Below are 12,964 nucleotides of genomic sequence, written 5' to 3'. Positions count from 1 at the left end.
CCAGCGTCGGGGCGCCAGGACCACACGACTTCGCCGTCCGCTGATGTCGCGTTCGTCGATCGCAACACCTGCGTCCACCGCATCTCACCGCAACGTTCGTGACGATCGCGAGCCGCCCCTCATCCGCGTGAGACACGCGGAGTTAAATCACTGATTTGCCCGACGGGTTAAGCGGTTTATTTTTCACGTGAGGAGTGGACAGGGCAAATCACATTGGAATTGCTGGCGAATTTTTCTCCGCCGTCATTCCCGGGCGTCGCGAAGCGGCGAGCCCGGAATCCATTGCTCCACCTGCGCCCGCAGCCCGATGGATTCCGGGTTCGCGCGAAGGGGCGCGCCCCGGAATGACGTCGGAGTCTTTAAGACGCAACCTCCCGAAAGGCGCTACTCTGTCTCCCCCTAACAAAGTCGCGGACACCATCTCGTGGGCTACCTCTTCGTCCTCATCGTCGGCCTGATTGCCGGAACCCTTTCGGGCATCGTCGGCACGGGATCGTCGATCATGCTGATGCCGGTGCTGATCTATCAGTTCGGGCCGAAGCAGGCGGTGCCGATCATGGCGGTCGCCGCGGTGATGGCGAATCTTTCGCGCATCCTGGCCTGGTGGCGCGAGGTCGATTGGCGCGCTTGTGCCGCCTACTCCATCACCGGCATTCCGGCCGCGGCGCTCGGCGCGCGTACGCTCTTGGCGCTGCCCTCTCGCGCCGTCGATATCGCGATCGGCCTGTTCCTGATCGCGATGGTACCACTACGGCACTGGCTGGCGCGGCATCAACTGAAAGCGCAGTTGTGGCATCTCGCTGTAGGCGGCGCCATCATCGGCTATCTCACGGGCATCGTCGTCTCCACCGGACCTTTGAGCGTGCCGCTGTTCCTGTTCTACGGCCTCACCAAGGGCGCCTTCCTCGCCACCGAGGCCGCAAGCTCGCTCGGACTCTATGTGAGCAAGTCGGTGACGTTCAGACATTTCGGCGCGCTGACGCCTGACGTCGCCCTCAAAGGCCTGATCGCGGGCTCGTCGCTGATGGCCGGCGCCTTCATTGCCAAGCGCTTCGTGCTACGGCTCGAACCTGACGTCTTCCGCTTGGTGATGGACGGCATCATGCTTGTGGCCGGAGCGTCGCTGTTGTGGTCGGCGGCAACTCACTAGAATTGCCGCCTGCCAAAGCCACCGCAAGCAATATCGCGCCAAAGCGGCCAATGATTGAGGTTCGTGCCGTCAGGCGTAACCGTGCTATGCACGGTACGCGAAGCAGCGACTCAAGCATTCAGATGGCCAAATCCACCCTCTCCTTTGTCTGCCAGAACTGCGGCGCGGCGTATAATCGCTGGCAGGGGAAGTGCGACGCCTGCGGCGAGTGGAATACGCTGGCGGAGGAGGACTCGACCGGCAATGTGCCGGTGTCGATCCGCTCCAAGCGCAAGGGGCGGACGTTTGCGCTGGAGTCGCTTTCCGGCAAGAGCAACGACGCTCCTCGCCTCTCCTCCGGCATGACCGAGCTCGACCGCGTCACCGGCGGCGGCTTCGTACGCGGGTCGGTGCTGCTGGTCGGCGGTGATCCCGGCATCGGCAAGTCGACGCTGCTGACACAGGCGACCAGCATGATGGCGCGCGCCGGGCACCGCGCGGTCTACATCTCGGGCGAAGAGGCGGTGGCGCAGGTGCGGCTGCGCGCCGAGCGGCTCGGGCTTGCGAATGCGCCGGTGCAGCTCGCCTCCGAGACGTCCGTGGAGGATATCGTCTCGACGCTGTCAGAAGGCACCGTGCCGCGCCTGATCGTGATCGATTCGATCCAGACCATGTGGACCGACACCGTCGAATCCGCGCCCGGCACGGTGACCCAGGTCCGCGCCTCGGCGCAGGCGCTGATTCGTTTCGCCAAGAAGACCGGCGCCGCCATCATCCTGGTCGGGCACGTCACCAAGGATGGCCAGATCGCGGGCCCCCGCGTGGTCGAGCACATGGTCGACGCGGTGCTGTCGTTCGAGGGGGAAGGCTCGCAGCAGTTCCGCATCCTCCGCGCGGTCAAGAACCGCTTCGGCCCGACCGACGAGATCGGGGTGTTCGAGATGACCGGGCTCGGCCTGCGTGAGGTCTCGAACCCCTCCGAATTGTTCCTTTCCGAGCGCGATCTCGGCAGCCCCGGCACCGCCGTGTTTGCCGGGATCGAGGGCACCCGCCCGGTGCTGGTGGAACTGCAGGCGTTGGTGGCGCCGACCACGCTCGGCACGCCGCGGCGCGCAGTGGTCGGCTGGGACCCGAGCCGGCTGTCGATGGTACTGGCAGTGCTGGAGGCCCATTGCGGCGTGAAACTCTCCGGCCATGACGTCTACCTGAACGTCGCAGGCGGCCTGCGCATCCAGGAACCGGCCGCCGATCTTGCCGCCGCCGCAGCGCTGGTATCCTCCCTCGTCAACGCTCCCCTGCCGACGGATGCAGTTTATTTCGGCGAGATTTCGCTGTCCGGTGCGGTCCGGCCGGTGGCGCAGACCTCGGCCAGGCTGAAGGAAGCAGCAAAACTCGGGTTTGGCCGGGCCGTGCTGCCCGAATCGGCCCGCGGCGATGGCGGCGATGCCGGCCTTACCCTGAACTCGGTCGGCGGATTGACCACGCTGGTCGCCGAGATCGCCGCCCGCGGCACGCCGAGGGGCAACCACCAGGCTCAACGGGACGCTGAACCCGTTGAGAAAAATGCCACACCGGCCCGATTCCGTCGCGACAGGGGCTAAAGCGGGGTGACCTTGACGGCCCTCGCCGCTATACATCCCGCCGCGTGGGACAGGCACTTTCCGGCCTTGCCGGAGACGCTATAAGCCCTTCAGCTAGCACGGAACCGAAACGCCGATTCGCGGCGGCCGAGCCCTGCACGACCCGTAAGAAGAACGAGCGGACCTGACCACCCGATGCCGATAACGATCCTCGATCTCGTCCTGCTCGCGGTGATGCTGATCTCGGGCCTGCTTGCGATGGTGCGCGGCTTCATGCGCGAGATCCTGTCGATCGCGGCCTGGGGCGCGGCGGCGCTGGTCACGCTTTATGCTTTCTCGAAGCTTTTGCCGACCGCGAAAACGTACTTCAACAACGACACCGTCGCCGCCGTCGTCGTGGTCGCCGGCACTTTCATCGGTACCCTGATCGTGGTGTCCATCATCACGGTGCGGATTTCCGACATGATCCTGGATTCACGCATCGGCGCGCTCGACCGCACGCTCGGCTTCCTGTTCGGGCTGGCGCGCGGGCTCCTGATCGTGGTCGTCGCCTTCCTGTTCTTCAGCTGGCTGGTTCCTGACAAGCAGCGCCCGGACTGGGTGACGGGCGCAAAATCCCGCGTGGTGCTGCAAGGAACCGGGGATTGGCTGATGTCGCTCTTGCCTGATGACCCCGAGAACACCATCTTAAAGCGGTTCAAGAAAAACAAACCGGAAGACGATCAGACTGACGCCGAACCCACCGCGCCGGCGTCGGGCGATGGCTATAGTAAACCTGCCCGCGACAGCCTTAAAAAGCTGATCGAAAAACCCGCGGGCCGTTAAACCTTGACTTAGGCCCGCTGGGCTAAACTCAGCACAGGCCACAAAGAAAGGCGATGAACGCGATGCAATCCCCTTCCGATCACGCCGAGCAGCTTGACCCGTATTCTTCCGGGCCCATCGAATTGCAGGATGATCTCGAAGGCGACACGCTACGCGAAGAGTGCGGCGTGTTCGGCATTTTCGGTCACCCCGAAGCCGCCACCATCACGGCGCTCGGATTGCACGCCCTCCAGCATCGCGGCCAGGAAGCTTGCGGCATCGTCACCTTCGACGGCAGCCGCTTCCACTCTGAGCGACGGCTCGGCCTGGTCGGCGACACCTTCTCCCGCCGCGAAGTGATCGAACGCCTGCCCGGCTCGACCGCAGTCGGCCATGTCCGCTATTCCACCACCGGCGCCACCATCCTGCGCAACGTGCAGCCGCTGTTCGCCGAGCTCAACGCCGGCGGCTTTGCGGTCGGCCATAACGGCAACCTCACCAACGGGCTGTCGCTGCGCCGCGAGCTCGTCAAGAACGGCGCGATGATGCAGTCGACCACCGACACCGAGGTGATCCTGCACCTGGTGGCGCAGTCCAAGCGCAGCCATTTTGTCGATCGCTTCATCGAGGCGCTGCGCGCGATCGAGGGCGCCTATTCGCTGGTCGCGCTGACCAACAAGAAGCTGGTCGGCGCGCGCGATCCGCTCGGCATCCGGCCGCTGGTGCTCGGCGACCTCGACGGCCGGCCGATCCTGACCTCGGAGACCTGCGCGCTCGACATGATCGGCGCCAAATATGTCCGCGATATCGAGCCGGGCGAGATCATCGTGTTCGATGAGGAAGGCGCGCACACGCACAAGCCGTTCCCGCCGAAGCCGCCACGGCCCTGCATCTTCGAGTACATCTATTTCTCGCGGCCCGACTCGATCGTCGGCGGCCGTTCGGTCTACGAGGTCCGCAAGGCGTTCGGCGCGCAGCTTGCGCGCGAGAACCATCCGGATATCGACGTCGTGGTGCCGGTGCCGGATTCCGGCGTGCCCGCCGCGGTCGGCTACAGTCAGTATTCCGGCGTGCCGTTCGAGCTTGGCATCATCCGCAACCACTATGTCGGCCGCACCTTCATCCAGCCGACCCAGAGCGTGCGCGAGCTCGGCGTACGCATGAAGCATTCGGCCAACCGCGCCGCCATCGAGGGCAAGCGCATCCTCCTGATCGACGACTCGCTGGTGCGCGGCACCACCTCCAAGAAGATCGTGCGCATGATGCGCGACGCCGGCGCCCTCGAAGTGCATTTCCGCCTCGCTTCGCCGCCGATCCTCTATCCCGACTATTACGGCATCGACCTGCCCGACCGCGGCGGCCTCTTGGCGGCGACGCATACGCTGGAGGAAATGCGCGACATCATCGGCGCGGACTCGCTGGCCTTCCTGTCGATCGACGGCATGTATCGCGCCATGGGCTATCCCGACGGCCGCGATCCCGCCAACCCGAAATTCGCCGACCACTGCTTCACGGGCGCTTACCCCACCCACCTCACCGACCACAGCGAAACCGAGCCGCAGCCGCGGCAATTGTCGCTGCTGGCGGAGGCGAGCTGAGAGAGACTATCGCTCCTGCACCCCCATGGCCGGGCTTGTCCCGGCCATCCACGTCTGTAATACCGCGCCAAGAACACGTGGACGCCCGGGACAAGCCCGGCCATGACGAACACTTGGACAACCATGACAAAACCCCTCGCCTCCCGCATCGCCCTCGTCACCGGCGCCTCGCGCGGCATCGGCTATGCCACCGCGCTCGCGCTGGCCAAAGCCGGCGCGCATATCGTGGCGGTGGCGCGGACGCAAGGAGGGCTCGAGGAGCTCGACGACGAGATCCGGCAAAGCGGCGGCAGCGCCACGCTGGTGCCGCTCAGCCTCACCGATTCCGACGGCATCGCCCGCTTGGGCGCAGCGCTGCATGAGCGCCACGGCAAGCTCGACATCCTCGTCGGCAATGCCGGCGTCGCCGGCCCTTCCTCGCCGCTCGGCCACATCGATCTGAAATCGTGGAACGACGTGATGGCGGTCAACGTCACCGCGAACTTCCAGCTCATCCGCTGCATGGAGCCACTCTTGAAAGTGTCGGATGCCGGACGCGCGGTGTTCATCACCTCGGGTGCAGCCAACAAGGCACTCGCCTATCTCGGCCCCTATGCGGCGTCGAAGGCCGCGCTGGAAACGCTGGTGCGCGTCTGGGCCAACGAGACCGCGACCTTGAGGCTGCGCATCAACCTGTTCAGCCCGGGCCCGATCCGCACCCGCATGCGCGCCGCGGTGTTTCCGGGCGAAGACCCGATGGATATCGATACGCCTGAGCAGGCGGCGGAGTTCATCGTGCCGATGTGTTCGCCGGAGTGGACGGAGACCGGCAAGTTCTACGATTATCCCTCGCGCAAGCTGATGAGCTTCCATCCGCCGGCGTGATTTTCTCGATCATTGCGAGGAGCGCAGCGACGAAGCAATCCGCGCCTCCACTTGTGGCGCTATGGATTGCTTCGCTCCGCTCGCAATGACGGGCGATTGACTCAACTCCCTCGGCGCGATTGACTGCTACCTGAGCGGGCAAACCGCCAAGAAAAATCTCGGGAGGCAACCATGACGGCGAGGCTCAATCGCGCGCGCACCCTTTTCGGATTCATCTTAAGCTGCATCGCCTGCTTCTGCCTGTCGGCGCCGTCGCATGCCGGCGACATTCCGACCTTCGCGGTCGATGCAGCCTGGCCGAAGCCGTTGCCGAACAATTGGATCCTCGGACAGGTCGGCGGCATCACCGTGGATTGGCAGGGCCATATCTGGGTGATCCATCGCCCGCGCTCGCTGACCGATGACGAGAAAGGCGCAACGCTCAATCCGCCGCGTTCGAAATGCTGCGTCCCCGCACCGCCGGTGCTCGAGTTCGACGCCGACGGCAATCTGTTGCGCGCCTGGGGCGGGCCCGGCGAAGGCTATGAATGGGTCGGCCGCGAGCACGGCATCGAGGTCGACGAGCGCGGCTTCGTCTGGGTCGGCGGCAATGCCGACAATGACAACGCGATCCTGAAATTCACGCTCGACGGCAAGTTCGTCTCCCAGATCGGCAAGATCGCGCCGAGCAAAGGCTCTAACGACACCACCCAGCTCGGCAAGCCCGCGGAGACCGCGATCGACAAGGCGGCCAACGAGATCTACGTCGCCGATGGTTACGGCAACCGCCGCGTGATCGTGTTCGACGCCACGAGCGGCGCCTACAAGCGGCACTGGGGCGCCTATGGCAACAAGCCGGATGACGACAAGCAGGCCGCCTATGATCCCAAGGCGCCGGTTGCCCAACAATTCGGCAATCCCGTGCATTGCGTGAAGCTCGCGGGTGACGGGCTGGTCTATGTATGCGACCGCATCAACAACCGTATCCAGGTATTCAAGAAGGACGGCACTTTCGTCAAAGAGTGGTTCTTTGAAAAGAACACGCTCGGCAACGGCGCGGTATGGGACATCGCGCTCTGGCCCGATCCGAACCAAACCTATCTCTTGAGCGCCGACGGCGAGAACAACGAGATCCGGATCATCAGGCGCGACGATGGCACGGTCGTCGGCAGTTTCGGCCGCAGCGGCCGCAATGCCGGGCAATTCCACTGGGTCCACGCCATGGCCGTCGACGCCAAGGGCAACGTCTATACGGCCGAGGTCGACAACGCCAAGCGCATCCAGAAATTCAAACTGAGCTCCGATGCGCTACGATAAGCGCATTGCCGGAAGGCGCGAGACAGGATAAGCGGGAACCCGAGGATCGGGTCACCCCCGACCGCGCCGCTGGTGAAAGGCCCCAAAAAAGAGGGCCGCGCCGGCATTAACAGGAGGGAACACATGAAAACGACGCGCGCGCGGCGCTACGCCGCGCTATTCGCTTGCGCCGGATTGGGTCTTGCGACCCCGGCTTTCGCCCAAGACAAAACTCAAGACAAAACCGTCAAGATCGGCGTGTTGAACGACATGTCGAGCCTTTACGCCGACATCGGCGGCGCCAATTCGGTCGCCGCGGTCAACATGGCGGTCGAGGATTCCGGCCTGCGCAACAAGGGCTGGAAGATCGAGGTGCTGAGCGGCGATCACCAGAACAAGCCTGATGTCGGCGTCAACATCGCCCGGCAGTGGATCGACAATGAGAAGGTCGACGTCATCGTCGACACGCCGAACTCGGGCGTCGCGCTCGCGGTCAGCAACCTCGTCAAGGAGAAGAACGCGGTGCTGCTCAACTCGGGCGCGGCCACCGCCGATCTCACCGGCAAGGCGTGCACGCCGAACACCATCTCCTATACCTACGACACCTACATGCTCGCCAACGGCACCGGCAAGGCGCTGACCAAGGCCGGCGGCGACAGCTGGTTCTTCCTGACCGCCGACTACGCCTTCGGCCATGCGCTGGAGCGCGACACCACCGCGGTCGTTCTCGCCAATGGTGGCAAGGTGCTCGGCAGCGTGAAGCATCCGCTCAACACCTCCGACTTCTCCTCCTTCCTGCTGCAGGCGCAGTCGTCGAAGGCGAAGGTGGTCGGGCTCGCGAATGCCGGCGGTGACACCACGAACTCGATCAAGCAGGCGTCGGAATTCGGCATCGTCTCCGGCGGCCAGAAGCTTGCGGCACTCCTGCTGTTCATCACCGACGTGCATTCGCTCGGCCTGAAGACCGCGCAGGGCCTGACGTTTACGGAATCCTTCTACTGGGATTTGAACGACAAGACCCGCGAATGGTCGAAGCGTTTCGCCAAGGTGTCGCCGAAGGGCATGATGCCGTCGATGACGGTCGCCGGCAATTACGCGGCCACCCTGCATTATCTGAAGGCGCTGGAAGCGATGGGCGGCAACCCGCATGACGGCGCCAAGACCGTCGTCAAGATGAAGGAACTGCCGACCGACGATCCCCTGTTCGGCAAGGGCCCGCTGCGCATCGACGGCCGCCGCATCATCCCGGCCTATCTGTTCGAGGTGAAGAAGCCGGAAGAGTCCAAATATCCCTGGGACTATTACAAGCTGATCGCCACCATCGCGCCGGAAGACGCGGCCAAGCCGCTCGAAGCCAGCGAGTGCCCGCTGGTGAAGAAGTAATGGCGTGATGCGTAGGGTAGGCAAAGGCGCGAAGCGCCGTGCCCACCATCGCCTGCTGTGCTCGCGATGGTGGGCACGCTGCGCTTTGCCCACCCTACGAAGCCTGCGCTTTCCTCGCGAGCGTCAGCGACGCAACCAATAGCGCCAGCAGCAACAATGCTGCTGCGAGGAAGAACGGCGCGCCCGGCAATTTGAACGGCGCGCTTGTGCCGATGAAATACGCGAATGTCAGCGTGAACAGGAAGGGACCCACGAGCTGGGACACGCTCTGCACGCTGGTGGTGGCGCCCTGGAGCTGGCCCTGCTGGTCGGGCGCAACAAGCTGCGTCATCAACGCCTGGATTGCCGCGCCCGCGACGCCCCACAGCGCCATCACGGGAATGCCGAACCAGGACAGCGCTCCGGTCGGCGCGCTCGCGAAAATCAGAAAGCCGATCGCGCCACAGGCGAGGCCGAACAACAGTGCCCGCCGCTCGCCGAAGCGCTTGACGATCGGGCCGATCGCCGCGCCCTGCACGATCATCTGGCAGAGGCCGACCAGCGCGAGCGTCGCGCCGACGGTGGCGGTGTCCCAGCCGTAGCGATAGGTCGCATAGAGCACGTAGGTCGAGGGCAGCACGACATGGGCGAGCTGCGCGAAGAAATTCGCCAGCGAGAGCCCTGCGAGCACGCGGTCCGAGCCCAATAGATGCAACGCGCCGACCGGATTGGCGCTCTTCCAGCGGAACGGCGAACGCCGCTCTCGCGGCAGCGACTCCGGCAGGATCAAGAGGCCATAGAGTCCGTTGGCAAAGCTCAAGCCCGCCGCAACCCAGAACGGCAATCGCGGATCGAAGCCGCCGAGCAGACCGCCAAGCGCCGGCCCCAGGATGAAACCGGCACCGAAGGCGACGCCGATCTTGCCGAACATGGTGGCGCGCTGCTCCGGCGCGGTGACGTCGGTGATGTAGGCAAAGGCGGTCGAGACGCTCGCCGAGGTGATGCCCGAAATCAGGCGGCCGATGAACAGCCAGACCAGCGATGGCGCCAGCGCCATCAGCACATAGTCGGCGGCGAGACCGAAGTTCGACAATAGCACCACCGGACGCCGCCCGAACCTGTCGGACAATCCGCCGAGGATCGGCGAGAAGAGTAATTGCATCAACGCCCAGGCGGTGCCGAACAGGCCGAAGATGCGCGCGGCGCTCGCGGTATCATTATCGACGAAACCCTCGATCAGTTTCGGCAGGATCGGAATGACAACGCCGAGCGCCAGCATGTCGAGCAGGACGGTGCCGAAGATGAAGATCGCGGCGCCGCTCCGCCTCGGCGGAGCATCGATGACGGCCGCCTCTTCGCTCATGACGGCCGCTTGCGCTTGTGGGCGAACGGATTGGCTTTTTCGCGCAGCGTGATCCGCACCGGCGTGCCCGGCAGGTCAAAGGTCTCGCGCAGCGAGTTGGTGAGATAGCGCAAATAGGATTGCGGCACGGCGTCGGCGCGCGAGCAGAACAGCACGAAGCTTGGCGGCCGCGCCTTGTTCTGGGTGATGTAGTTCAGCTTCAACCTGCGGCCGGAGACGGCGGGCGGCGGGTTGGCCGCGATCGCCTGCTCGAACCAGCGATTGAGCGCGGCGGTGGGAACGCGCTTGTTCCAGGTGGCATAGGCCTCCTCGATCGCCTTCATCAGGCGATCGACGCCCTCGCCCATCAGCCCGGACACCGCAACGATGGGCACGCCCTTCACCTGCGGCAGCCAATGATCAGCATCGGCGCGGAGGCCCGAGATCAGGTTCGGCTTACGCTCGACCAGGTCCCATTTGTTGACCGCGAGCACGATCGCGCGGCCCTCGCGCTCGACCAGATCGGCGATGCGCAGGTCCTGCTCCTCGAACTTGTTCTGCGCGTCCATCATCAGCACGACGACTTCGGCGAAGCGCACTGCGCGCAACGCGTCGGCGACTGAGAGCTTCTCAAGCTTCTCTTCGATCCGCGACCGCCGCCGCAAGCCCGCGGTATCGAACAGGCGGAAGTCGCGGCCCTGCCAGTTGATCTCGACCGCAATGGAGTCCCGCGTTGTGCCGGCTTCCGGACTGGTCAAGAGCCGCTCCTCGCCAAGGAGATGATTGATCAGCGTCGACTTGCCGGCGTTGGGGCGGCCGACGATGGCGACGCGGATCGGACGTTTGGCGACGTCCTCCTCGGTTTCAGGCGCATCATCCTCGAGGTCGTCGTCTTCAGCGGGCGCCGGCATCAGCACGCTCAGCGCGTCATAAAGCTCGCCCATGCCCTCGCCGTGCTCGGCGGAAATCTGCACGGGATCGCCAAGGCCCAGCGCGTAGGATTCCATCGCGCCGAGCTCGCCATGTTTGCCCTCGGCCTTGTTGGCGACAAGCACCACGGGCTTGTTGGCGCGGCGGGCGAAATCGGCGAAGGCGCGGTCGGTCGGCGTCAGCCCCACCCGCGCGTCGATCACGAACATCAGCGCGTCAGCAAGGCCGATCGCGGTTTCGGTCTGCTCCTGCATGCGCGCAGTCAGCGAGCCCTTGGCGCCCTCGTCGAGACCGGCGGTATCGATGATGGTGAATTCGAGATCGCCAAGCCGCGCCTGCCCCTCGCGGCGGTCGCGCGTTACGCCGGGCTCGTCATCGACCAGCGCGAGCTTCTGCCCGACCAGACGGTTGAACAGCGTCGACTTTCCGACATTGGGCCGGCCGATGATGGCGATCGTAAAGGACATGGATCATCAAAGCGCTGTTCGCGGAAACGCGTGTCGGTCAATAGAGTCTAGCAGGAACTAGCGCGTAAAACTGCCGCTCGGCATTGGAGCCGGGAATGGTGCGGAGGATTGCTGCGTGGGCTGTGCGGGTTCCGGCTGAGCGGCCGGTTGGGCCGTCGTCTGATCGGGCGGCGGCGCGGTGGTGCGCTTGCGCGCCATCCTCTTCGCCTTCGGCTCCGGCGGCAGCGCAGCGGATGCGCCCTCCTCGGACGGTGCGGCATTGGGATCGGCGGCGGCCGGCTCGGCTGCGGGCGCCGTGCTCGCGGCAGCCGCCCTGCCCTTGGCCGACCGCTTCGACTTCGCCTGCTCCGGCGGAGGCTGTGGCGGCGGAGCAGCGGCGGCGGCAGCCTGCGCGTTCTGCTCATCGATCTGCTGTTGCTGCGAGCCCTTGTAGAGCTCCTTCGGCACGCCCTGCTCAAGGCCCGGCACGCCATCCGGAAACACCGGCTTGCGCTCACCCGGCAGCTTCTTCTTGGTGTCGAGGAAATCGAGCAGGTCCGACGGGTCGAAATTGGAGAGGCCGCCGCCCCCGCAGCCGGCCAGCACGCTGCAAAGCGCAATGGCGACAGCGGCTGCGATCAGACGTTGCGAGCGGCGCATGGGCAATCCCTCACTCAACTCGTTAGCCTCTCAATCAGCTCTTGGCGACAGGCGGCAAGAGCGCCTGCAACGCCTCGGCGCGCGAGCGCAGGCTCGGCGGCGTCTCGGCATCGTTGGCAATCAGGTCGAGCCACTGCCGCGCCGCGGCCGCATCATTGGCGCGGTAGGCCGACAATGCCAGCAATTCGCGCGCGGTGTGACGGAAGGTCGAGTTCGCCGCGGTGGCGGGCTCGAGCCGCTGCAGCATGTTCTGGTAGGTCGCGGTTTCCAGCAGCAATTGCGCGGCCCGGATCCGCGCCAGGTCCTGATCCGCCACACCGACGCTGCGGTCGGCCGCGATCTCGTCATACATCTTCGCGGCCGCCTGCGGGTCGCGGGCTGCGATTTCGGCAGCCAGCCGCAGTCGCGCCAGCACCCGGTAACCGGCCGGCGCCTTCGCAGCCAGGTCGGCGAAAGCGGCCTCCGCCTCGGCGCGCTTGTTCTGTTCGGACAGCTCGACAGCCCGGTCGAATGCGGCCCCCGCCTCGGCCGCCTTCTGGCCCTGGAGGTATTCGTAGCCGCGCCAGCCGCCGACGCCGGCGACGATCAGAATCGCGACCGCAATGATCAGAAGCGAATACTTGTCCCACAGCTTCTTGAGCTGCTCGCGACGTAGTTCCTCGTCGACTTCACTAAATAATTCAGACACTTAAGGCTATCCCATCCCCGGAGGGCGAAGCAAAACGCTCAGGCGGCAGGCGCGCCCGATCCCCACATCGCGGCGGCGTTACCTTAATGATATGGCGGTGGCAAGGCAAAGCGAGGCGGATCAAAGCGTTAACGGTGGAAGGCTGCCTGCTCCCGGAGAGCCTAGGTCGCGTGGACAGTTATGTTAGCCAGAGCAGAGTTGCGGCGATAGCGACGACAGCGAAGTAATTTCGTGCGGTTTTTTCGTAGCGCGTAGCAACGCGCCTGAAACGCTTCAGTTTCGAGAA

11 protein-coding genes and 1 pseudogene are annotated in these 12,964 nt (G+C 65.0%); 7 read left to right on the top strand and 5 right to left on the bottom strand.

What is annotated here, in order from left to right; all coding sequences use genetic code 11:
- Positions 1–424: 424 nt before the first annotated feature.
- The 7 genes from ACZIRK_RS43500 (at position 425) to ACZIRK_RS43470 (ending at position 8,633) form a co-directional block, all read left to right on the top strand.
- Complete coding sequence (locus ACZIRK_RS43500; protein ID WP_130230306.1) at positions 425–1,150, top strand: sulfite exporter TauE/SafE family protein; 726 nt, start codon at positions 425–427, stop codon at positions 1,148–1,150.
- Between the two features lie 122 nt (positions 1,151–1,272).
- Entirely contained in the window at positions 1,273–2,730 is a 1,458-nt protein-coding gene (radA, locus tag ACZIRK_RS43495) for a DNA repair protein RadA (protein ID WP_474419664.1), read from the top strand.
- Between the two features lie 174 nt (positions 2,731–2,904).
- Positions 2,905–3,534 (top strand): CvpA family protein, encoded by a 630-nt coding sequence (locus ACZIRK_RS43490; RefSeq protein WP_028166053.1) that lies wholly within the window; start codon positions 2,905–2,907, stop codon positions 3,532–3,534.
- Positions 3,535–3,596: 62 nt separating this feature from the next.
- Positions 3,597–5,111, top strand: coding sequence for an amidophosphoribosyltransferase (purF, locus tag ACZIRK_RS43485; protein WP_130230308.1), 1,515 nt, complete (start codon positions 3,597–3,599; stop codon positions 5,109–5,111).
- A gap of 123 nt (positions 5,112–5,234) precedes the next feature.
- A complete protein-coding gene (locus ACZIRK_RS43480) occupies positions 5,235–5,975 on the top strand; it encodes an SDR family NAD(P)-dependent oxidoreductase (protein ID WP_130230304.1) in 741 nt (246 codons plus the stop codon).
- A 171-nt stretch (positions 5,976–6,146) separates the two neighbouring features.
- On the top strand, positions 6,147–7,271 hold the full coding sequence (locus ACZIRK_RS43475; RefSeq protein WP_130230302.1) for an NHL repeat-containing protein: 1,125 nt from the start codon (positions 6,147–6,149) through the stop codon (positions 7,269–7,271).
- Positions 7,272–7,394: 123 nt separating this feature from the next.
- The gene (locus ACZIRK_RS43470; protein ID WP_028166049.1) at positions 7,395–8,633 is read left to right on the top strand and encodes an ABC transporter substrate-binding protein; all 1,239 of its coding nucleotides are present in this window, start codon (positions 7,395–7,397) and stop codon (positions 8,631–8,633) included.
- Between the two features lie 94 nt (positions 8,634–8,727).
- Here the strand turns inward: ACZIRK_RS43470 and ACZIRK_RS43465 are convergent, their stop codons facing one another.
- From ACZIRK_RS43465 to ACZIRK_RS43445, 5 genes and pseudogenes are all read right to left on the bottom strand, one after another.
- Positions 8,728–9,975 carry a TCR/Tet family MFS transporter gene (locus tag ACZIRK_RS43465; RefSeq protein WP_130230300.1) on the bottom strand — a complete coding sequence of 416 codons (1,248 nt, stop codon included), beginning with the start codon at positions 9,973–9,975 and terminating at the stop codon, positions 8,728–8,730.
- Positions 9,972–11,351 (bottom strand): ribosome biogenesis GTPase Der, encoded by a 1,380-nt coding sequence (gene der, locus ACZIRK_RS43460; protein ID WP_130230298.1) that lies wholly within the window; start codon positions 11,349–11,351, stop codon positions 9,972–9,974. Before der ends, ACZIRK_RS43465 begins: the two co-directional genes overlap by 4 nt.
- Positions 11,352–11,408: 57 nt before the next feature.
- The gene (locus ACZIRK_RS43455; RefSeq protein ID WP_474419662.1) at positions 11,409–11,990 is read right to left on the bottom strand and encodes a hypothetical protein; all 582 of its coding nucleotides are present in this window, start codon (positions 11,988–11,990) and stop codon (positions 11,409–11,411) included.
- 34 nt (positions 11,991–12,024) lie between these two features.
- Entirely contained in the window at positions 12,025–12,678 is a 654-nt protein-coding gene (locus tag ACZIRK_RS43450; protein WP_028166045.1) for a tetratricopeptide repeat protein, read from the bottom strand.
- Positions 12,679–12,856: 178 nt separating this feature from the next.
- A pseudogene (locus tag ACZIRK_RS43445) lies at positions 12,857–12,964 on the bottom strand (IS5/IS1182 family transposase); the annotation flags it as partial.

The sequence above is a fragment of the Bradyrhizobium sp. Leo114 genome, assembly GCF_055229415.2.
The sequence above is the reverse complement of the archived record's forward strand: the minus strand, read 5'-3'. Positions and strand labels throughout refer to the sequence as shown.

Excerpts from the sequence above, each read along its gene's own strand:
- ACZIRK_RS43465 (WP_130230300.1), bottom strand. The coding sequence starts at position 9,975 with ATGAGCGAAGAGGCGGCCGTCATCGATGCTCCGCCGAGGCGGAGCGGC.
- ACZIRK_RS43475 (WP_130230302.1), top strand. The coding sequence starts at position 6,147 with ATGACGGCGAGGCTCAATCGCGCGCGCACCCTTTTCGGATTCATCTTA.
- ACZIRK_RS43470 (WP_028166049.1), top strand. The coding sequence starts at position 7,395 with ATGAAAACGACGCGCGCGCGGCGCTACGCCGCGCTATTCGCTTGCGCC.
- purF (WP_130230308.1), top strand. The coding sequence starts at position 3,597 with ATGCAATCCCCTTCCGATCACGCCGAGCAGCTTGACCCGTATTCTTCC.
- radA (WP_474419664.1), top strand. The coding sequence starts at position 1,273 with ATGGCCAAATCCACCCTCTCCTTTGTCTGCCAGAACTGCGGCGCGGCG.
- ACZIRK_RS43455 (WP_474419662.1), bottom strand. The coding sequence starts at position 11,990 with ATGCGCCGCTCGCAACGTCTGATCGCAGCCGCTGTCGCCATTGCGCTT.
- der (WP_130230298.1), bottom strand. The coding sequence starts at position 11,351 with ATGTCCTTTACGATCGCCATCATCGGCCGGCCCAATGTCGGAAAGTCG.
- ACZIRK_RS43480 (WP_130230304.1), top strand. The coding sequence starts at position 5,235 with ATGACAAAACCCCTCGCCTCCCGCATCGCCCTCGTCACCGGCGCCTCG.
- ACZIRK_RS43490 (WP_028166053.1), top strand. The coding sequence starts at position 2,905 with ATGCCGATAACGATCCTCGATCTCGTCCTGCTCGCGGTGATGCTGATC.